Consider the following 19,968-nt stretch of genomic DNA (forward strand, 5'->3'; position numbering starts at 1 on the left):
GTTTCAATAGGCGGTTTATATTTCATGTCTCACGACTGTCGGGAAACCGTCCGGATTACCAACGAATTCATTTCTTCTCGCCGCATTACATCTTCACGAGATGAGCGAGCAGCGGGTCACATTCAACGGGGATACGCGGGTACTGTACCGGCAGGCGGTTAGAACGCCCCTGCCGGACGAGGACGCCGAGCGGCTGTTCCACGAGAACATGATGAACATCGCTGACGCCCAAGAGCGGAAGGCGGACATGCTCGCCGACCCCGACATCCCCCTGCTCGAAGCCTACGAGACGCAACTCGAAGGCATTGCGAAGAGTTACAAGCGGCGCTGTCGCCACATCGCCGGCGACGACTACGAGGAGATAGCGATGGCGTACAACCGCGGGGAGCGAGACGACCGCGTCGGTGCGCTCACGGCCTACTACTTCGAGGGACTCTGGCGGATGCAACAGCGAATCACCGTCACCGACATGCTGTTTTTCCCCATCATCCTGCGGTATCCCGACTGCTTTACGGTCAACATCCGCTTCGCCAGCGGCCACACGACCACGGAGTCCGTCCTCTACGAGTCGCCGGAGCACTCCACCGAGGAGCTCGACGACGAGTACGCCGAGCGCTACTACAACGAGAGCCTCTACTCGCAGAAGGAGGCCGCCGAGTACATCAGAGACACCGCACAGATAATTCGCGAGGAGTTCCCCAGTCCCGACGAGTCCACGTTCGAAGAGCGACAGTACGGCGGCATCACTTCGGCCGGCGGCCGCAAGGGACCGGTGTTCTCGTCGATGCTCAAACGGGTCGAACCGGACCCGAACCGGTTTTCCGAGCCGGTCGACGAGCCGACGCTCGTCGAGGAGGGTGAGGAGGCGCGGCGAACCGAGCGTGAGCTACTCCCCGAGGGCGCTATCGTCCTCTGAGGCGGTCGCCGCCGAGTCGCCGCCGTCGACCCGCGCTTCCGTCGCGCTCGGGAGCGCCTCCGCGGCTGGGGCCGCCCCGTCGTCCGCAACGTCGAAGCAGTCGAGCGCGACCTGGAGGTCACCGGCGCGCTCGGCGAGTCTGTCCACCCGCTCCGCGACCGATGCGAGCGCCGCCGTCTGTTCTTCGGTCGCCGCCGCGGCCTCGCGTGCGCCGGCGCTGGTCCGGTCGCTGATGGCGGACACGTCTTCGACCATGGCGGCGACCTCGGTCGTCGCCTCGGCCTGCCGGTCGGTCGCGCGGCGAATCTCCCGAACTCCCTCCGAGGTGTCGGTCGCGTCGTCAACGATGGTGTCGATGGCCTCGACGGCCTCCTCGATGGTCTCGGAGCCCTCACCGACCCGCATCCGCGTCTGTCTGATGTCCGCGGCTGTCGCCTCGGCCTGCTCGCGCACGCGGTCGATTGAGGCGCCGATTCGCCCGGTCGCCTCCTGCGTCTCCTCGGCGAGTCCCTTCACCTCGTCGGCGACGACGGCGAAGCCGTCACCCGCCTCGCCCGCGTGAGCCGCCTCGATGGAGGCGTTGAGCGCGAGGATGTGTGTCTGCGAGGCGAGTCCGTCGATGAACGCGACCACGTCCTCGATGTCGGTGACGGCGGACGCCAGTTCCTCGACCTGCTCGACCGTGCGGTCGGTCGCCGTCTCGATAGCACGGAGCTCCAAAATCGCCTCGTCGGCCGCGTCGCGGCCGCGTTCGCCGCGGGAGACGGCGGCCTCGGCGTTGTCGGCGACCGACGCGGCCGAGGCGCTCACCTGCTGAATCGTCGCCGAGAAGTCGTTGACGCGCTCGGCCACGTCGTCGAGGTGTTCGTCCTGTCGGACCGCGTCGTCGAGGATGTCGGTCATCGACTCGGCGACCGCCTCGCCGGCGTCGTTCACCTCGGCGACGCCCGTGCTCGTCGCCGCGCTCGACTCCGCCACCGCCCGGCTGAAGGTCTGCGCGTCGGCGATGACCGCCCCGAGTTCGTCCATCGTCCGGTTGTACGCCCGCGCGATGTCGCCCATCGCGGCGCTCTCGGAGTCGGGGTCCATCCGGCAGGCGACGTCGCCGTCGGCACAGCGCTCCATGACTGCGCGGTACTCCTCCGCCTTCGCTTCGAGGTGGTCGTTGAGGGTCTCTGCCTCGTTCAGACTCGTTCGCAGGGACGCACGCATCTCGTCGAAGGAGTCGTACAGCGTTCCGAACTCGTCGATGCGGTCGGTTTCGAGGTCCACGTCGAGGTCGCCGTCCGACATCTCCTCGGCGCGTGCGGTCAGTTCGTCGAGCGTCCGCGTGGTTCGCCGGCCGACGACGACCGCCACGGCACCCAGCGAGCCGAGCGCGACGAGTATCGTCGCGAGGAGGCCGCCGCCGACGCGGTCGCGGACGCCGTAGGCGCTGGCGGCAGGGACCGCCGTCGAGAGCGTCCAGTCCACGCCGTCGAGTTCGGTGTACGCGACGACGTCCCCGCCGGAGGTTCGGAAGGTGGCCGCATCCCCGTTCGCAAGCAGGCCGTCGTCGGGGGGTGCAACACTCCCGTTTTCGGCCGTCGTGACGATGGTCGTCCCGTCTGCGCCGTAGAGCGTGCTCTCGCTTCCGGCCATCGTCTGCTCGGTCGCCGCGAGCCGGGCCGGGAGGCTGACGGTGACGAGGACGACCGACTCGGCGTTCTCCGGTGGCTTGCTCGCGAGGACGAACGACACCTCGTCGTCGACCGGCGACCGGAAGGTCGACGAGGAGACGTACACCCGCTCGGGCTCGGGGTTGACATTCCGTTCGAGGTCGTCCCACGGGAGGCCGACCGCGGCGGCCGACTCGCCCTCCAGCGAACTGGCGGTGCTCTCTTTGATTTCGCCGGTTGCGTAGTTGACGTAGTGGATGGCCGTCACGTCGGACTGACCGAGTTCGCCGCTCCGCTGAAAGAGATAGCTACTGGCCGCCTGCGAGTTGCCGAGTTGGAACTGCCACGTCGAAGACGTGGTGCGGGTCTGGAGACGCTTGCTGGCGAGCCACGATTCGAGCCCGTCGGACTGCAGGTCCGCGGTCGCCGTGAGCTGTTGTTCGACCTGCGCGTCGAGCGTGTCGTGGACCTGCGTGTAGGTGACCGCGCCGGCGCCCGCCATCACCACCATGGCGACGAGGACGGCGGCGAAGAACTTCCGGGCGTAGGTGCGGCGAATCGCCCGCGGGACCGCCGCCGAGACGGACGGCCGCGGGAATCGGTCGCCGAGTCTGTCCGATAGGCCGTCGGGAAGCGCGTCCCGAAGGCGTGACCAGCGTTCTCCCATCGAGCGGGAGTTTCGTTTCATCTGTGATAAATTCGCCTACTATATAGATATAATTGAGCAAATATCCACATGGATAGAACACCCAAATCGCCGTCTGAAGTCGAGCATAACCGGAGACGAGATACGAGAATAAACGCCCTATATCTGCTTTTTCCCGTTGTTGCTTCGATAGCACTAGCCCGATTCGAGCGATGGGTGAGAGACTCGTCCGGATGTCCTCGACGATATCGATTTTCAGAGTATATAGTTTCAAAATCGAAAATGAGCGGAGTATCCCGCGAGCAACGGTATAAGTATCTCACCGCCGAAGACGAGCCATGGACGGTCACGCGCGGGGGTCGCGTCGCGAGACGCCGCGAGACGTGGTCAGATTCTATCTTCTCGACCACCGGACCGCGGTCGGCAAGGCCATCGACATCGCGCTCCTCGCACTCAACCTGCTTTTCGTCGGGGTGTTCGTCGTAGAGACCTACCCGCTTTCGGCGTCGGTCCAGTCGACGCTCTGGTCCGTCGAGGCCGCCGTCTCTCTCGTGTTCCTCGCGGAGTACCTCCTCCGACTCTACGGCGCGCGGGACCGGACCGCCGAACTGTTCAACGTCTACTCGTTCGTCGACCTGCTGGCTATCTTGCCGACGCTGGCGGTGCTCGCGCTTCCCATCTCGTCGGTCGCCGCCAACATCGGCTTCCTGCGGGCGATTCGCGTGGTCCGCGTCCTCCGGTTCTACCGCTTCACGCGCGACGAGGAGTTCTTCTTCGGCACCGTCTCGGTCGGCACGCTCCGCGTGATGAAACTGCTGTTGACGGTGCTCACCATCTTCTTCGTCGCCGCGGGGATGTTCTACTCGTTCGAACACCGAGTGAACCCCGAAATCGGGACGTTCGGCGACGCGTTTTACTTCATCGTCGTCGCGCTCTCGACGGTTGGCTTCGGCGACATCGTCCCGGTGACCGAGGCGGGGCGGTGGGTGACGGTCGCCGCCATCCTCGCGGGCGTCATCCTCATCCCGTGGCAGGCGAGCAAAATCGTCAAGGAGTGGGGCCACCGCGACAAGGTCAACGTCACCTGCCAGAACTGCGGGCTGGCCTACCACGACGCCGACGCCTCCCACTGCAAGTCCTGCGGCCACGTCATCTATCAGGAGTACGACTCGCGGGAGTGAGTACGACTCGCGGGTGAACGAACGCGGCCGCGACGCGGTCACAACCGCGGGTCGAACCGCCGCCGCTGTTCGAACATGAATATTTATTACAGATTGGTCTGTACTGCCGGGTACAACAATGTCGGTCGTACGCGTACTTCGCTAACTCTTCTCGTCGCCGCACAGCCGTCCGACCGACCCGAACCATCCAAAATCGTGAGCACAAACGCCACCCCGACCTACGAACCGACCCTGCGAACAGACCGCGACCCGACCACCGAGGGCGAGACTCGCCCCAACGCCGACCGCACCGACCCCGCGTCGGGCGTCGCCCGGTGTCAGCGCCAGTTCGAATCGACGCGCACCGAGCGCATCCACAACCTCGTCGACCGCGAGAACCGGTCGATGCCCCGGATGAACCGGGAGTCCGCGTCCGACTGAGGTGCGTCGGCGGCGCATCCGTGGCCGTTCCCGTCTCCATTCACTTGCGGAGACACGTCGCTTGAAGTGAGTGGCCGACCGACGGGAGAGCGATGCGATTGGCACGGATTCGAACCGACGACGGAGTGGTGTCGGGTCGGTACGACGACGGCGTCGTAACGGCCGACGGCGAGGAGTACGAAGTCGGCGTCGACGCCGAGTTGCTCGCGCCCTGCGAGCCGACCGCGCTCTACTGCGTGGGTCGGAACTACGCGGCGACGGTCGACCAGATGGACTACGATATTCCCGACCAGCCGGACTGGTTCATCAAGCCGCCGGTGTCGGTGCTCGACCCCGGCGCGGACATCGAGTACCCCGACTGGACCGACGAACTGACCTACGCCGGCGAACTGGCGGCCGTCATCGACCGCGAGTGCTCGGACGTGGCCGAGGAAGACGTGTCCGACGTGGTCCGCGGCTACACGATTCTCAACGACCTCGACGCGCTCGACCAGCCCGGCCGGACCGCCCGGAAGGCCTTCGACGGCTCCGGGCCGCTCGGCCCGTGGATAGAGACCGACGTGGAGCCCGCGAACATCGACATGACGACCCACGTCGGCGGCGAACTCCGGCAGGAAGCGAACACCGAGCGGATGCTCTTTTCGCCCGCCGAGGTCGTCTCGTTCCTCTCGGAGCGCTACACCTTCCAGCCGGGCGACGTGATCTCGTTCGGCAGCCCGGCGAACCCCGGACTGGTCGAGCCCGGCGACGACGTGGAAATCTGGTACGAGGGCGTCGGAACGCTCACGAACAGCGTCGTCGACGGCGAGTAAGGAGGCGCGCGGCGAGACGACGAGGTGTGAGCGGACGACCGACGGTCGTCAGGTCGCTCGGCTCAGTTCAGCGCCTCGACCTCGTCCGTGAGGTCGCCCGGCTCGTCCACGGGACCGTTGACGAACAGGCCGTGCGCCATCACGACGGCCGCGAGGGCGCTGAAGCCGACGAGCGTCGTCTGCGGCTCCATCGAGGTGAGTCGGCCGGCGACGACGCCGGCGACGAGGCTCCCGAGGATGCCGAGGAGTACGAGGTCGTAGTACTGCCACGTGTAGCCCATGGAGGTGCGTTGGAGAGCCAGCGGCGAAGGCGTGGCGCTCGGTTCCGCCGTCGAAGGAGGTGAAACGAACGCCGACGCGTCGGTGCCGCGGGGAGGACGGTCACGGAACGGCTATACGTCGCCAGACACTCGAACCCCTATGGAGTATCAGACTGCGCTCGACCGAGCGCTCAACGTCCTACCGGAACGAAACGTCGAACAGGAACGCCTCAAAGTGCCGGACCCGTCCGGCGAGACCGACGGCGCGTTCACCCGCCTCACCAACCTCGGGGAGATCGCGGACGCGCTCTCGCGGACGCCCGCACACCTCCACAGCGCCATCCAGCGCACGCTCGGGACGAGCGGTCAGCTGGAAGGCGACCGCGCCCGCTACAGCGGCTCGTTCTCCATCAACGACTTCGAGGAGGCCATCGACGGCTACGTCGAGGAGTACGTCATCTGCTCGGAGTGTGGCCTGCCGGACACCCGCCTCGTCACCGAGGACGGCGTCGACATGCTTCGCTGTGAGGCCTGTGGTGCGTTCCGCCCGGTCCAGAAGCGCTCCAGCGTGAGCAACAAGCGCCAGCGCGAGGCCGTCGAAGAGGGTCGCACCTACGAGGTCGAAATCACCGGGACCGGCCGCAAGGGCGACGGCGTCGCCCAGCGCGGGAAGTACACCATCTTCGTGCCCGGCGCGCAGGAAGGACAGACCGTCCGCGTCTACATCAAGAACACGAGCGGGTCGCTCGCGTTCGCGCGACTCGCCTGAGCCGGACGCACGCGTCGCACCGACACGGCGGAACACGAGTCGCTCGGCGACCGATTTCCGCGCACAGTCTCATATTCTCTCGCCGCGGTCGCTTCTTTCGCGGGCCGGTTCACCGACGTCGGCGACGCCCGCGAGACGCAGTTATTCGTCTTCGTCTGGCTCACCGGTCTCACCGGCCTCACCGCCGCACCGACCGCGAAGGCCGAACAGCGCGACGAGGAGGAACACCGCTCCCTCGACGCGCGCCGCCGTCACCACCCACGGCTTCGCCGTCATCTCGCCGCCGTCCTCGTAGGCGAGGCGCGTCAACACGGCGATTAGTTTGTCCGGAACGAGCAGTTCAACCAGACCGAACGCCGCCAGCAGAGCTCGGAGCATATCCACATATCGGGGCGGAATCGGTGAAAAGGCGACGCTCGTTCCTACGACGCGGGAGCGATGGCCTCCCCCGTTCTCGGCTTGCCACCGCGACGACCGACGGGCCTACTCGCCAGACTCGAACCCCGCGACGAACGCGTCGGTCGAATCCCGCCACGCGGCCGCGAGGTCGTCCGAGAGCGGGTCGGCGTCCCAGGGCTCGACCTCATCGTGGTCGTCCAGCCACGACACCACCTCGCGGACACCGTCCTCGAACGCGACCGTGTAGCGGAATCCGAGGTCGGCCTGCGCCCGGCTGTTGTCGAAGACGGTGCTGTACCGGAAGTGGTCCCGGAGCATCCGCGTCCGGTCGGGCGCGACCGCGCGGAGCACCTCGGTCGGGACGTGGACGAGGTCGGGTTCGGGCGCGTCGAGCGCGGCCGCGACGCGCTCGTGGTACTGGTTCCACGTCATCGTCTCCTCGCTCGTGACGTTGTAGGCGCGGCCGCCGACGCCCGGACGCTCGACCGCGCCGACGAACGCCCGCGCCACGTCGTCGCGGTGACACGGCCCCCACAGCGAGGTGCCGTCGCCGTGGACGATGACCGGCTTCCCCTCACGGATTCGGTCGATGTACGACGAGTCCGTGCCGAGCGTGTGGACGAGCGTCCCGCCCTCGCCGTAGGTGTTCCACGGGCGGAGGACGACCACCTCGAACCCGTCGGGGTCGTGCGCGTCGAAGAACGCGTCTTCGGCGGCGATTTTCCCGGCCGCGTAGTCGCTGACCGGCGGGTTCCGCGGGCTCGATTCGGTGACGGGGTTTCTCGGCGGCGGCCGGTGATACACGTCGATGGTGCCGCAGAAGACGTAGCGGTCGACGACGCTTCGGCAGATTTCGATTGCCTCGCGGGCGGTCTCGGCGTCGAAACACGCCATGTCGACGACGACTTCGGGGCTCGCGTCCCGAATCGCGCCGCGGAGCACCGACGGGTCGTCGCGGTCGCCGGCGACCCGTTCGACGCCCGACGGGAGGTCGTCGTCGGTCTCGCCCCGCTGGAGGCTGGTCACGTCGTGGCCGGCGGCGACGAGTCGCCGAACGATTCCCGTGCCGAGCAGTCCGGTTCCGCCGATGACGAACACGTCCATGCGTCGTGAGGCGCTGCGAACGGTGATAAACCCCCGACTGCGGGGCGACAACACTCATCTCGCCGCAAAGCGAATAATCGATTATGAAGGTATATCTCACTGACGGGACGAGCTTCGAGTGCGGCGGCTACAAGGCGCTCGACTCCGGCGGGGTCGTCCTCACGGCCGACAAGAAGCGAAAACAGGTCGTCGGCTACGTGCCGGCGGACGCGCTGGTGTACGTCCTCCCCGACGACGTGGAGCCGGGCGACTCGCTCGCCGAAGGTGGCGTCGGAGACCGAGACGACGACACCGACGACGCGGACGACGCGTCCGGAGACGACGAGGGTGAAGGGGAAGTCGATGCCGACGGCGACGGACACGACACCGGAGACAGCGAGACGGCCGACCGCGACGACGACGCCGACCCGACCATCGCCGAAGCCGGCGTCGACCCGGACGTCGCGGGCGTGAGCGCCGTCGCCGACGGGAAGAACGAACACACCCACGAAGACCTCGCGGCGCGCATCGACGAGGTCGAAGGCCGAGTGGACGGCCTCGACGGTCGCGTGGACGCGATGACCGAACAGTTGGCGACGGTCGTCTCGGCGGGCGGCGTGGGTGCCGAAGCCGCCGACGAGGAAGCGCGGGACCCCGAGGACCCGCGGAACATCCGCGGCATCGGCGAGGCGTACGCGACTCGGCTCCGGGCGGCGGGCATCGACACCGTGTCGGCGCTCCGCGAGGCGTCTGACGAGGAACTCGCCGCGGCCGCGGACGTGTCGGCCCGACGGGTTACCGACTGGAAACGGCGGGCCGAGCGGTACGCCGAGCGACTGGCGTCGGAAAGCGACCCCGAACCGGAGAGTGACGCGCGCACCGAAAACGAGACCGACGCCGACGACGCGACCGGTGACGAGTAGCCGCCCGCACCGCTTCCGTTTCCGGAGCCGCGTCTCCCCGCGAGGTCCGTCCCTCGTCCCGCGTAGTTCCCATCGCGCGGGAACTGGCGAAGAGGGTGATACTGTCCCCGCCTAACTCCCAGTTGATGTACGACACAATCCTCGTGCCGATAGACGGGAGCGACTCGATGCAGCCGGTCGTCGAAGACGCCGCGGAACTCGCCGCAGAGCGCGACGCCGCCGTCTCCCTGCTCTACGTCGTCGACGAACGCGCCTTCCTGACGCTCGCCGACGAGCGCGTCGACGAGGTGTACGAGGAACTCAGGTCGCAGGGCGAAGCCGCGCTCGCCGAGGCCGCCGAGACGATGGCCGAGTACGGCGTCGACGCCGCCACGGAACTCCGCCGCGGCGACCCGGCCGAGGAGATTCTCGCGTTCGCCGAGGAGATAGACGCGGCGCTCATCTCGATGGGCACCCACGCGCGCTTCGAGGACAACATCCTCGGAAGCGTCTCGCGGTCGGTCGTCGTCCAGTCGAAGATTCCCGTGCTCGCCACCCCCATCGAGCGGCGGTAATCCGCCCGCGCCGGGCGAGCGAGTGCGTCGCAACCGTAAAGCGGATTCCGTGGTCCCGTGTCTCGCGTCTGTCCCCGATTCTCGCCGGGGCCGGTCAGTTCCCGATTCTCGTCGCGTTTCCGGCCCGGGCCCGGACCCAGACCCCTCGATTCAGAGTCGCAGGAGCAACAGGAGGACGCCGAAGAACGTCGAGGCGGCGCTGATGAGAAGCAGGCCGCCGCTGAGGACGAGCGTGCCGCCGTCGAGCGTCGGGGTCGTCCCGCTGGCGGCGACGTTCATCACCGACATGCCCGCCGAGAGGTCGGCGACGGGGGCGAGGACGGCGATACAGAACGTTACGAGGCCGGCGACGACGAGGGCGTAGGGCGTGAACGGGGGACTCCGCCGAGTCGGGTGGCGGCGGACCGGGTAGCTGCGAGACATACCTCTCGTACGTCGCCATCCTAATTTGGTACGTGTCGGCTACTCGCAGGAGACGAGCGTTAGACCCGCCCTACCGCCGTGATACCGCGATTCTCGACGTGGCGCGGGCACCGTCGGCTCGCACCCGACGGTCGGGCGGTTTTCGGCCTAAGTCGAGCCTAACCTCGGGCGGATGCACCGCGAAGCCGTGGTCTGGTCCGGAACCGGCTCTTCTGTCCCCGGGCGACGAGGAAAACAGAGAACAGACCCCGACAGACGCACATCGGCGGTCGGCGTGAGGGCGGCGTGAGGGCGGCGGCGAGTGCGTCGGTCCGGTCTCCGAACGCCGAGTCTTACTCCTCGTCCGACTCGAAATCGAGCGCGACCGAGTTGATACAGAAGCGCTTGCCGGTCGGCTCCGGGCCGTCGTCGAAGACGTGGCCGAGGTGGCCGCCGCAGGTCGAACAGACGACCTCGGTGCGGTCCATCCCGTGGCTCAGGTCGCGTCGAAGCTCGATGTTCGAGTCCTCGGCGGCGTAAAAGCTCGGCCACCCGCAGTTCGAGTCGTACTTCGTCTCCGAGTCGAACAGCTCCGTTCCACAGCCGGCACAGCGGTAGACGCCGTCGTCGCTCCGGTCGACGTGCTCGCCGGAGAACCGCGGCTCGGTCCCCTGCTCGCGGAGGACGCGGTAGGCGTCCTCCGAGAGTCGCTCGCGCCACTCTGACTCCGAGAGGCTGAATTCGCTATCGCTCATACGTCGAAAGAGGGTTCGAACGCCCAAAGGCTCGTCGGCTACCCGGGTCGGAGGTCGGTCGACTACCCGCGTCGGAGGAACTCCGGCAGCCGAATCCGAGAGAAGTCGTCGCCGCCGCCGTCGAGGACGGACGCTCGGCCGACGGCTTTGGGAATGCCCTGTTTGTCCGTCGGCTTCTGCATCGTCACGTCGGCGCGCCCCGCCGTGGAAGGCGATGTCTCCTCGTCGACGAGCGCCTCCCAGACGTCCTGTTTCGAGTCGTACTCCGACTCGTTGCGGGCGACCCGCTGTTTCCCCTCCTCGAAGGCGAGTTGGAGGACGCTCCGGCCGTAGGCCGTGCCGGCCTGCCGGCGGATGCGCTCGAACTCGCCGCGGTTCGGGTGACCGAGCGCGCTGGAGACGCCGAGGGCGTACATCCGGCGGATGGCCTCCTCGTCCGAAATCGTCCGCCAGTCCGTTCCGAAGACCCGTTCGTACATTGTTGTGGTTACCTCAGAGGTCGACCTTCGAGCGAGGGTCGACGACCAGTCCGTTGTCGGTAAAGTCGAGCGACCGGATGTCGCAGTCGATGTTCGTCCCGCGCATCTTGATGACCTGAATGCCGCGCGTCATCCCCGTCGCCTCCAGATAGTTGTGGAAGAACACCACGCCGTGAGCGAGGAAGTGCTCGTCGGAGTACGACGAGGGGTCGGTCATCTCGGAGATGAGAAGCGTCGTGGCGTCGCCCTGCTTGAGCGCCGTCAGAAACCGCGTCATCTCCTCGGAGCCGTTGGCGAAAAACAGCCGGAGCAACATCGTCGAGTCGATGACGAGGCGGTCGACCTGCCGGGAGTTGACGAACGCGACGATTTTGTCGGTGAGGCTCTGGACGCTCGACGACCCCCCGGTCTGGGAGAACTGGTTGAGGATGTGTTTCCCCTTCGGGCTCACGAGGTTGATGAAGCGAAAGCCCTCGGAACTGGCGAGCGTCTCGAAGCCGAAGTCGAAACTCGACATGTCGTTTATCAGCTCGTCTTCGGTCTCGTGCATGGTGATGTACATGAACTTCTCGCCGTTACGAAGCCCCTCGGCCATGAACTGCGCCGTGAACGTCGTCTTCCCGCTCCCCGGCGGTCCGCTCAGTACGTACAGTCGGCGCGGGAGGAAGCCACCCTGGATGAGCTCGTCGAACCCGCTTACCCCACTCGGAATCCGCATGGTCGGACACTCGCCCGTCTTATTATAATCGTTCCGGGACTAGTATCGAAATTGAGACTTCGAGACGGCGCCGGCGGACGACTCGTCACTCGGGGAACAGTTCGACTTCAGATTCGATACTGTCGATGGCCGCCACGTCGGCCGCGTCGAGTTCCAGCGAGACGGCGTCGAGGTTCGCCCGGAGGTGGCGCTCGCTGGACGCTTTCGGGATGGGACACAGCCCCTTTTCGGCCAGCCACGCGAGGCTCACCGCCTCGGGCGTCGCGTCGTGTTTCTCCGCGACCGCGACGACTTCGTCCACGTCGCGGACGCGGCCCCCCGAAAGCGGCGAGTACGCGACCACGTCGTAACCGCGTTCCTCGGCGTGGTCGAGGAGTTCGGGGCGCTGAAACAGCGGGTGGTACTCCGTCTGGTGGGCGACGAGCGGCGCGTCGAGCAGGTCGAGCGCCTCGTCCACCTCGGCGACGGTGAAGTTGCTCACGCCGACGCCGCGGACGAGGCCGTCGTCGACGAGTTCGTCGAAGGCCGCAAGCGTCGCCTCGGGGTCGTAGGTGTCGATGGGGCGGTGGACGTACAGGAGGTCGACGTCGTCGACGCCGAGCCGGTCGAGGCTCTCGCGGGTCGTCCGGCGCACGTCGGCGGGCGCGAGGCTGTCCGCCCAGACCTTGGTGGCGAGCGTCACGTCCTCGCGGGGCACGTCGGCGGCCGCGAGCGCGTCGCCGACGACCGCCTCGTTGCCGTAAATCTGTGCGGTGTCGACGTGGCGATAACCAAGCTCCAGCGCCGTCGTCACGGCGGCGGCCTCGTCGGGCGTGTCGAGGCCCATCGTCCCGAGACCGATGCGGGGGAGCGACCGGGTCATCGAGACGACTCACCGCCCTCGCGGCCGCCGTCGGCCGCGGGACCAGACGCGGCGGACGCGTCGCCGACGACGGGCACGCCGTCGAGTTCGAGCAGGTCGTCGAGGCCGGCGATTTCGTGGGTCGGGTCGGGCGTCGGCGTGTGGTCGGCGCGGTGGCCCCGGCGGATGAACGCGGAGTCGACGCCCGCGGCCTCGGCGGCGGCGATGTCGCTGTCGCTGTCGCCGACGAACAGCGGCGAGTCGACGCCGAGGTCGGCCATGGCGCGTTCGAGGTAGTAGGGTTCGGGCTTCTTGCGGTGGAGGCTCGTCATCGAGGGCTCGCGGCCGTAGGCGGTGCCGAACAGGTCCGCGGCGTCGAGGTGGTCGACGACGAAGTCGATGGTGGCCTGCTGGTTGCTGGAGACGATGCCCATCGGCGCGTCGATGCGGCGGAGCGCGTCGAAGTCGTCGTAGGGGACTTTCCGGCCGTCGGCGATGGCCCGCCGTTGGGCGGCCGACTGGCGTTCGTCGCGGACGCGGAACAGCGTCTCGGGGTCGAGGTCGTAGGGCTCGGCGGCGGCGCGCACGTCCTCGGGAGAGACGTGGATGACCACCTGCTCGACGTGGTCCGGGTCGGGGTCGGAGACGCCGAGTTCGGCGAAGGCGTCCCACGTCGCGTCGCGGAGGGGCGAGAGTTCGACGAGCGTGGTCAACACGCCGTCGTGGTCGAAGATGACCGAGTCGTACATACCCGGACTCCGGCGGCGCGACGTGAATCGTTTTCGCCTCCGGCCGCGGCCGCGAGCGCGAACACGGTCCCCAATCCCGCCGCGTTGCGAGTCTTTTAGCGCCTCGAAGCCTCACGTCTGACCAATGCTGGCTGGACTCACACGCGGGGTGGCGAGATGACTCGCGACGTGTGCATCGTCGGAGCCGGGGCCGCTGGGGCTGGCGCGGCCTACGCGCTCCGCGACGCGAACGCGAACGTCACGATTCTCGAGAAGAGCCGCGGGGTGTGCGGTCGCGCCGCGACGCGCCGCCGACAGGGCTGTCGGTACGACCACGGCGCGAACTACGTGAAAGACTACGACCGCCGAACGGCGCAGCTCGTCCGCGGACTGGGCGCGGACGGGTTGGTCAACATCGACGAGCCGGTCTGGACGTTCGACGGCGACGGCGTCATCTCGGAGGGCGACCACCGGGACCAACACAAGTGGACGTGGACCGAGGGTATCACCCAACTGGCGAAGCGCCTGCTCGCGGAGACGGAGGCGACCGTCGAGCGCGAGACGCGCGTCGCCGCCATCGACCACAACCCCGACAGCGGCTACTGGTCCGTCGTCGACGAGTCGGGGACGCGCCACGGCCCGTTCGACTCGGTGCTGCTGACGCCGCCGGCCCCGCAGACGGCCGCGATTCTGACCGAGATGGGCTGGGGCGACCAGTGCATGGTCGCGCTCCGCGAGGCCATCGGGAGCGTCGAGTACCGGACGGTTCGAACCGTCGTCCTCCACTACCCCTTCGAGCGCGAGGAGCCGTGGTACGCCCTCGTCAACCCCGACAAGACCCATCCCGTCGGCTGGGTCGCCCGCGAGGAGTGCAAGGAGGGCCACGTCCCCGACGGCGAGAGCCTGCTCGTCGTCCAACCGAGCCCCGAGTGGTCCGAGGCGCACTACGACGACCCCCTCGACGACGCGGCCGACGAGGTCGCCGGGATGGTCGCCGAACTCCTCGACGACGAGCGCCTGCGCGACCCCGACTGGGTGGACGACCAGGGCTGGCGGTACGCCCTCCCCGACGGCGTCGCCGACCGCGAGATACTCCGCCGCGGGGAGCACCACGGTCTCTACTTCGCCGGCGACTGGACGGTCGGCGAGGGCCGGGTCCACGCCGCCCTCTGGAGCGGCGTCGACGCGGGCGAGCGAATCGCCGAGCAGTAGTCGAAAAGAGCCGGCTGCGACGACCTCGCCGACGACGTCAGAGGTCGACGCGACGACCCCGACGCGGCCTCAGATGTCGACGTCTTCGCCGTACACCGACTCGCCGCGCTGGAGCCGCGCGGCGATGCCGAACGTCTGTTCTCGCTCCCGGCGCGTCGGCGAGTGCGCCGCGAGGTAGCGCGCGACGCCGACGAGGAGCGTCCGCGCCTCCTCGGGCGGCCGCGTCGCCGCCTGCCTGAACCCGGCTTCGAGCGCCTGGTAGGTGTGGAAGCCAGCGTCCTCGCGGAGCAGCGCGCCCCCGAGTTCGCGGCGGAGCCTCGCCGGGTCGCCGCCGCCGTCGAGGAACCCCGCGGTCGCCCGTCCGGCGTCGTTCACCCGCCCCTCGGCGTCGAAGGCCGCGGACAGCGTTTCGAGTGCTTCCGCCGGGTCGGTGTCGGGCGTCGGGTCGGGAAGCGGGGCCGGGGGCGTGTTCAGGAACCGGTCGAGGTAGACGTTGACGGCGGCGTCGAACGCGCCGCGGTAGAGTTCTCTCGCGCCCGTCCGCTCGGCGAGCCGGTGGACCGCGTTGGCGTAGGTGAACGTGTGGTGGACCGTGTTCCAGTCGCCGAACTCGTTGGTGGTCGAGAAGCGCGCGACCCGCGTGCCGGCGGCGAAGACGACGACATCGGCGAGTTGGGCGGGCGTCGCGCCGCCTCGAATCGCCTCGGTCAGCGCGTCGACGACGGCGTGCGGGTCGTCGCCGAGGAGGGTGTCGAGCAGGCCGTCCGGTCGGGACCACGTCTCGCCCGCGCCGGCGTCGGCGTGGTCGTCGAGGTCGTCGAACACGTCGTCGAGCGTTCCCGCGAGGTCGATTGGGCGACGCCACTCGGCGGACTCCTCGGCCCGGTCGGCGCGGGCGAGTCCGCGAACGAGGCTCGGGAGGACCTCGTCGGCGCGGTCCCAGCCGACGTGGTCGAGCGCCTCGCAGGCCTTGTTGACGAAGTCGAGGACGTGCCCCGTGTCGAGGTATCGGTGGTCGGTGGCCGCGGCGGCGACCATGCCGGCGAGTTCGGCGTCGTCGCGGCCGGCCGCGATTGCGGTCCGGAGGACGCGCTCCGCCCCGTCGGGGTCGCGGACCTCGACGTTCTCGCGGAACCACGACCGCAGGCGGTCGAAGTCGGTGTCGGTCGCGCCGAGGGCGTCCTGTTCGAACTGCGGCGGTTCGCCGGAGGCGTCGCCCGCGACGTGGACGAGTCCCTGATAGAGCGCGCGCTTTCGGTCGTCGGGGTCGAGGTCGGGGAGGACGTTCGCCATCGCGGTCAGGATAGTGAGACCCGACCCCCAGCCGTCGCGCCGGTAGCGACAGCCGAACCGGACGCCGGTCGAAAGCGGCTCCGTCGGCTCGACGTCGGCGTCGAGGAGGCCGATGACGGACTTCGCGACGACCAGTCGGAGGTTCTGTTCGAGGCCGTCTTCCAGCCGGTTCGACCAGCGGACCGCCGGCGGTTCGTCCGGGTCGGGGTTCGGGTCGACGTAAACCGTCCCGTCGCGCACCTCCACGGGGTAGGTCCGCACGTCGTCGGCCCACGGGTCGAAGGTGTCGCCGCAGGAGAGTTCGAACCGGGCGTGGTGCCAGTGACAGGTCAGCACGCCCTCGTCCACGGAGCCGCGAGCGAGCGGGAAACCCATGTGCGGACAAGCATTGTCGACGGCTCTGACGGACCCCTCGTGGTCGAAGAGGGCGATAGAGCGTCCGTCCAGCGCGACCAGTTCGCGGCCGGACTCGCGGAGGTCCGCGAGGTCGACGGCGGGGTGAAAGCGGTTTTCGGATGCCATGTGCACACGTTCGACACGATAATTCCTAAAGATTCGCTGAAGCGAATTTACGTCGGCGACGTGATGTGTTCCCGAAAACTCCGCATCCGAGGCCCTCTCACTGCCGGTTTCGAGTGAATTCGGGATTCACCGACCGATGAACCGCCGTGCCGCGAGCTAGCACGATTCGGGCGTGTCTTTTTCCTCGCCGAGACCTAACGAGGAGTCGTGTCCGCGCTGACCGTCCGCATCGACCCCCACGTGCACTCGGAAGGCTCGTACGACGCGCACGACCCGGTGGAGCTCATCTTGGAGCAGGCCGCCGAAATCGGGTTGGACGCCGTCGTCGTCACCGACCACGACGTCATCGACGAGTCGCTCCGAGCGGCGCAACTCGCGCCGATGTACGGCCTCGTCGGCATCCCCGGCGTGGAAGTCTCGACGGCCGACGGCCACCTCCTCGCGCTCGGCGTGGAGGAGCTTCCGCCGCGGCGTCGCCCGTTGGACGAGACGGCCCGCTGGGTGCGCGAGCGCGGCGGCGTCGCCATCGTCCCGCACCCCTTCCAGCGGAGCCGACACGGCATCGGTCGCCGTCGGCTCGGCCGGTATCACGACGCCGCGGGCGGCGACGCCTTCGACGCCATCGAGACGTACAACTCGTGGCTCTTCACGGGGTACAAGAACCGCCGCGCCCGCCGGTTCGCCGCGAAGCGCCAGTACCCCGGCGTCGCCGGGAGCGACGCCCACAAGGTCGGGTACGTCGGCCGCGCCTACACGGAAATCGACATCCCCGACGTGTCGCGGGCTTCCCTCAGCGGCGACGACATCTTAGACGCCATCCGAAGCGGCTCGACCGAGGTGCAGGGCCGGCGGACGCCGATTCCGACGAGCACGCAACACTACGCCGGCGCGGCCGGACGGAAGTCCGCGTACTACGCCAAACGCGGGGCGCTCGGGAGCGCACTCCTCGCCAAGAAGGGCGCGTTCAAGTCCGGCTACTACGCGAAACTCGGCGCGCTCAAGAGCGGGTCGCTGGCGAAGACCGGCGTCGCGCAGGCCGCGCGGATGCTCTACCGGCTGTCGCCGCTCTCGCGGTAGCGGGCAGTACCGCGGACGCCGGCGCGGACGTCGAAAAGCGAGTTTTGTTCTGTCCTCAGTCGTCGGAGCCCACGAGCTCCTCGTACTGCGCGCCGGTCTGTTTCAGCTTCGCCGTCGAGTAGAGTCGCTCGTGGTCGAACGGCAGGTGGTCGTCGGCCAGTTCGTCTATCTTCTCGTCGACGGCGTCGGCGTCCCTGCCGTGAATCATGGTAAAGAGGTTGTACTCCCAGCCCTGTTCGGGGCGGCGCGGGCGGTGGTAACAGAGCGTGACGTACGGGAGGCTCCCGACGGCCTCGCCGCGGGCGTCGAGTTCGTCGTCGGGGACGTTCCAGACGACCATGCAGTTGTTCCGAAAGCCCGTGACGATGTGGTTGACGATGCAGCCGATGCGCTTGATACAGCCGTCGGCGAGCAGGCGCTCGACGGCGACGAGCACGTCGTCGACCTCGGCGTCGAGGGCGTCGGCGACGTCGCGGTAGGGCGTCTTCGACAGCGGGAAGCCGCCCTGAATCTCCACGAGCAGGCGGGCTTCGAGCGACGAGAGGTCGCCGGTCGCGTCCTCGGAGATGCGGGTGGCGCTCACGTCGGTCTCGCCGAGGCTCTCGCGGGCGAAGCGGTCGTCGTTGACGATGGGGAACTCGAGGTCGATGTAGTAGTCGGTGAGCATCGGGAGGTTCAGCACCTCGCAGCCGGTCCGCTCCTCGATTTCGGCGAGGATGCGGTCGCGCGTCTCGTGGGAACCGGCGGTGACGACGAACCACATGTTCCACTCGTGGGCGCGGCGGTAGTTGTGGTTGACTTGGCGGTAGCCGTTGATGAGTTCGGCGACCTCTTCGAAGCGTTCCTCGGGGGCCGAGACGGCCGCGAGCGTCGAACTGCCGATGACGGGCGGGTTGAGCACCGGGCCGAATCGCCGGAAGATGCCGTCTTCGCGGAGCCGACGGACGCGGTCGAGGGCGTCGTCCTCGTCGATGCCTAACTCCGCGGCGACGACGCGGAACGGCCGCTGTTCGACCGGGAAGCCGCTTTGGTATTCGTCGATAAGCGCCGCATCGACCTCGTCGATGCCGTCCCGCCAATCGTCCGACAACGCGCTCATTACCCGGCGTTAGGAGTCGGGAAGCCTATCGCTTTCGGACGGCGTCGTCGCTCCCGGCCGGCGGGACCGAACGGGACGTTTTTTGACCGCTCGCCCGAACACAGGCGCATGGCAGTAGTCGACAGCGAGTTCGGGGAATGGCCGCTGAAGCGTCTGATGACGGAAGTCGTCGGCACGGGCACGAAGTCCGCCGAGGACATGAGCCGCGAGCAGGCGTCCGAGGCGATGCGCCGCATCCTCGCCGGCGAACCGGACCACACGACGCTCGGCGCGTTCTGGCTCGCCAACCGCTGGAAGCACAACAACGCGGAGGAACTCGCCGCCTACACCGACGTGATGGCTGAACACGTTGAGTACGCCGAACCCGAAGTCGACCCCGTCGACTGCGGCGCGAACTACGACGGCAAGGGCAAGACCGCCATCCTCGGCGTCGCCGCCGGCGTCGTCGCCGCCGCGGCCGGCACGCCCGTCGTCGTCCACTCCGGCGACCGCGTCCCGACCCAGAAGCAGGACGCCTACAAGCACGTCCTCGACGAACTCGGCGTCCGCACGGAGCTCGACCCCGACGAGTCCGCCGACATGGTCGACGACACCGGCTTCGGCTTCTACTACCAGCCGCGATTTAACCCCGCCATCCACGCCCTCTGGGAGCGCCGCGACAACATGGGCGTCCGGACGTTCGTCAACACCATCGAGACCATCGCCAACCCCGCGAACGCCTCGGTTCACCTCGGCTCGTTCTACCACCTCGCGTTCGCCAAGAAGATGGTCAACACCTTCGAGGCGAGCGAGCACCACGACCTCGACCGCGTGCTCATGTTCCAGGGCATGGAGGGCTACGACGACATCCGCCCCGGCTACACGAAGGTCGCCGAGTGGACCGCCGGCGACGACGGCGAGGCCACCTTCGACGACTTCGACATCGAGACCGCCGAGTACGGCATGGACTTCGAGTACGACGACCTCGGCGTCGACGAGGACGACGTGGCCGGCGACTCCGCCGAAATCACCGAAGCCGTGCTCGCCGGCGACCGCGAGGACCGCTTCGCCGACGCCGTCGCCCTCAACGCGGCGCTCCGCATCTACGCCCGCGAGGACGCCGAAACCATCGACGAGGGGCTCGACATGGCCCGCGACGCCATCGCCTCCGGCGACGCGGAAGCCGTGCTCGAAGACCTGCGCGAGTTCTGAACTCGCAGTCGCAGCCGACTCGAAGGCGTT

At 68.0% G+C, this 19,968-nt stretch carries 22 protein-coding genes; 10 read left to right on the forward strand and 12 right to left on the reverse strand.

Features of this window, described 5'->3' with window-relative positions; translation table 11 throughout:
* The first annotated feature begins 100 nt into the window (after nt 1-100).
* Nucleotides 101-916, forward strand: coding sequence for a hypothetical protein (locus tag C5C07_RS12340; protein WP_115805162.1), 816 nt, complete (start codon nt 101-103; stop codon nt 914-916).
* On the opposite strand, the gene C5C07_RS12345 is transcribed toward C5C07_RS12340, so the two are convergent.
* Nucleotides 887-3,241 carry a methyl-accepting chemotaxis protein gene (locus C5C07_RS12345; protein WP_115805163.1) on the reverse strand — a complete coding sequence of 785 codons (2,355 nt, stop codon included), beginning with the start codon at nt 3,239-3,241 and terminating at the stop codon, nt 887-889. The genes C5C07_RS12340 and C5C07_RS12345 overlap by 30 nt on opposite strands.
* A gap of 317 nt (nt 3,242-3,558) precedes the next feature.
* On the opposite strand from C5C07_RS12345, the gene C5C07_RS12350 reads away from it, so the two are divergent.
* The 3 genes from C5C07_RS12350 to C5C07_RS12360 all read left to right on the forward strand — a co-directional run bounded on the left by C5C07_RS12350 (nt 3,559) and on the right by C5C07_RS12360 (nt 5,633).
* Complete coding sequence (locus C5C07_RS12350; RefSeq protein ID WP_050459518.1) at nt 3,559-4,401, forward strand: ion transporter; 843 nt, start codon at nt 3,559-3,561, stop codon at nt 4,399-4,401.
* 195 nt (nt 4,402-4,596) lie between these two features.
* Nucleotides 4,597-4,821: a hypothetical protein gene (locus C5C07_RS12355; protein ID WP_004975568.1), complete on the forward strand. Its 225-nt coding sequence runs from the start codon at nt 4,597-4,599 to the stop codon at nt 4,819-4,821.
* Between the two features lie 92 nt (nt 4,822-4,913).
* Complete coding sequence (locus C5C07_RS12360; protein ID WP_115805164.1) at nt 4,914-5,633, forward strand: fumarylacetoacetate hydrolase family protein; 720 nt, start codon at nt 4,914-4,916, stop codon at nt 5,631-5,633.
* Nucleotides 5,634-5,695: 62 nt separating this feature from the next.
* On the opposite strand, the gene C5C07_RS12365 is transcribed toward C5C07_RS12360, so the two are convergent.
* Nucleotides 5,696-5,914 (reverse strand): hypothetical protein, encoded by a 219-nt coding sequence (locus C5C07_RS12365; protein WP_004975571.1) that lies wholly within the window; start codon nt 5,912-5,914, stop codon nt 5,696-5,698.
* 139 nt (nt 5,915-6,053) lie between these two features.
* Here C5C07_RS12365 and C5C07_RS12370 point away from each other — a divergent pair, with 139 nt between their 5' ends.
* Nucleotides 6,054-6,662 carry a translation initiation factor IF-2 subunit beta gene (locus tag C5C07_RS12370; protein WP_004975572.1) on the forward strand — a complete coding sequence of 203 codons (609 nt, stop codon included), beginning with the start codon at nt 6,054-6,056 and terminating at the stop codon, nt 6,660-6,662.
* A gap of 141 nt (nt 6,663-6,803) precedes the next feature.
* Here C5C07_RS12370 and C5C07_RS12375 read toward each other — a convergent pair whose 3' ends face one another.
* Complete coding sequence (locus tag C5C07_RS12375) at nt 6,804-7,040, reverse strand: hypothetical protein (protein ID WP_115805165.1); 237 nt, start codon at nt 7,038-7,040, stop codon at nt 6,804-6,806.
* A 105-nt stretch (nt 7,041-7,145) separates the two neighbouring features.
* A complete protein-coding gene (locus tag C5C07_RS12380; RefSeq protein ID WP_115805166.1) occupies nt 7,146-8,165 on the reverse strand; it encodes an NAD-dependent epimerase/dehydratase family protein in 1,020 nt (339 codons plus the stop codon).
* Between the two features lie 83 nt (nt 8,166-8,248).
* Here C5C07_RS12380 and C5C07_RS12385 point away from each other — a divergent pair, with 83 nt between their 5' ends.
* Entirely contained in the window at nt 8,249-9,067 is an 819-nt protein-coding gene (locus tag C5C07_RS12385) for a helix-hairpin-helix domain-containing protein (protein WP_004975576.1), read from the forward strand.
* A gap of 125 nt (nt 9,068-9,192) precedes the next feature.
* Nucleotides 9,193-9,621, forward strand: a complete 429-nt coding sequence (locus C5C07_RS12390; RefSeq protein WP_004975577.1) for a universal stress protein — start codon at nt 9,193-9,195, stop codon at nt 9,619-9,621.
* A 150-nt stretch (nt 9,622-9,771) separates the two neighbouring features.
* Here the strand turns inward: C5C07_RS12390 and C5C07_RS12395 are convergent, their stop codons facing one another.
* The 6 genes from C5C07_RS12395 to C5C07_RS12420 all read right to left on the reverse strand — a co-directional run bounded on the left by C5C07_RS12395 (nt 9,772) and on the right by C5C07_RS12420 (nt 13,565).
* Nucleotides 9,772-10,044 carry a hypothetical protein gene (locus C5C07_RS12395; RefSeq protein ID WP_004975578.1) on the reverse strand — a complete coding sequence of 91 codons (273 nt, stop codon included), beginning with the start codon at nt 10,042-10,044 and terminating at the stop codon, nt 9,772-9,774.
* 332 nt (nt 10,045-10,376) lie between these two features.
* Complete coding sequence (gene msrB, locus C5C07_RS12400; protein WP_004975579.1) at nt 10,377-10,778, reverse strand: peptide-methionine (R)-S-oxide reductase MsrB; 402 nt, start codon at nt 10,776-10,778, stop codon at nt 10,377-10,379.
* A gap of 62 nt (nt 10,779-10,840) precedes the next feature.
* Nucleotides 10,841-11,257, reverse strand: a complete 417-nt coding sequence (locus tag C5C07_RS12405) for a hypothetical protein (protein ID WP_004975580.1) — start codon at nt 11,255-11,257, stop codon at nt 10,841-10,843.
* Nucleotides 11,258-11,270: 13 nt separating this feature from the next.
* Nucleotides 11,271-11,975 (reverse strand): ATPase domain-containing protein, encoded by a 705-nt coding sequence (locus C5C07_RS12410; protein ID WP_115805167.1) that lies wholly within the window; start codon nt 11,973-11,975, stop codon nt 11,271-11,273.
* Nucleotides 11,976-12,060: 85 nt separating this feature from the next.
* Nucleotides 12,061-12,837 carry an aldo/keto reductase gene (locus C5C07_RS12415; RefSeq protein ID WP_115805168.1) on the reverse strand — a complete coding sequence of 259 codons (777 nt, stop codon included), beginning with the start codon at nt 12,835-12,837 and terminating at the stop codon, nt 12,061-12,063.
* On the reverse strand, nt 12,834-13,565 hold the full coding sequence (locus C5C07_RS12420; protein WP_050459512.1) for an HAD family hydrolase: 732 nt from the start codon (nt 13,563-13,565) through the stop codon (nt 12,834-12,836). Before C5C07_RS12420 ends, C5C07_RS12415 begins: the two co-directional genes overlap by 4 nt.
* Nucleotides 13,566-13,721: 156 nt before the next feature.
* Here C5C07_RS12420 and C5C07_RS12425 point away from each other — a divergent pair, with 156 nt between their 5' ends.
* Nucleotides 13,722-14,756, forward strand: coding sequence for an NAD(P)/FAD-dependent oxidoreductase (locus C5C07_RS12425; protein WP_115805169.1), 1,035 nt, complete (start codon nt 13,722-13,724; stop codon nt 14,754-14,756).
* A gap of 69 nt (nt 14,757-14,825) precedes the next feature.
* On the opposite strand, the gene C5C07_RS12430 is transcribed toward C5C07_RS12425, so the two are convergent.
* The gene (locus C5C07_RS12430) at nt 14,826-16,571 is read right to left on the reverse strand and encodes a Rieske (2Fe-2S) protein (protein ID WP_115805170.1); all 1,746 of its coding nucleotides are present in this window, start codon (nt 16,569-16,571) and stop codon (nt 14,826-14,828) included.
* Between the two features lie 207 nt (nt 16,572-16,778).
* Between C5C07_RS12430 and C5C07_RS12435 the strand changes: the two genes are divergently transcribed.
* Nucleotides 16,779-17,648: a PHP domain-containing protein gene (locus C5C07_RS12435; protein WP_004975586.1), complete on the forward strand. Its 870-nt coding sequence runs from the start codon at nt 16,779-16,781 to the stop codon at nt 17,646-17,648.
* 55 nt (nt 17,649-17,703) lie between these two features.
* Here C5C07_RS12435 and C5C07_RS12440 read toward each other — a convergent pair whose 3' ends face one another.
* Nucleotides 17,704-18,747, reverse strand: a complete 1,044-nt coding sequence (locus tag C5C07_RS12440) for an Lrp/AsnC family transcriptional regulator (RefSeq protein ID WP_115805171.1) — start codon at nt 18,745-18,747, stop codon at nt 17,704-17,706.
* A 108-nt stretch (nt 18,748-18,855) separates the two neighbouring features.
* Here C5C07_RS12440 and C5C07_RS12445 point away from each other — a divergent pair, with 108 nt between their 5' ends.
* Nucleotides 18,856-19,938 (forward strand): anthranilate phosphoribosyltransferase, encoded by a 1,083-nt coding sequence (locus C5C07_RS12445; protein WP_115805172.1) that lies wholly within the window; start codon nt 18,856-18,858, stop codon nt 19,936-19,938.
* Nucleotides 19,939-19,968 lie beyond the last annotated feature (30 nt).

The sequence above is a fragment of the Haloferax sp. Atlit-4N genome, from assembly GCF_003383025.1.
In the GTDB taxonomy this organism is placed as follows: Archaea; Halobacteriota; Halobacteria; order Halobacteriales; family Haloferacaceae; genus Haloferax; species Haloferax gibbonsii.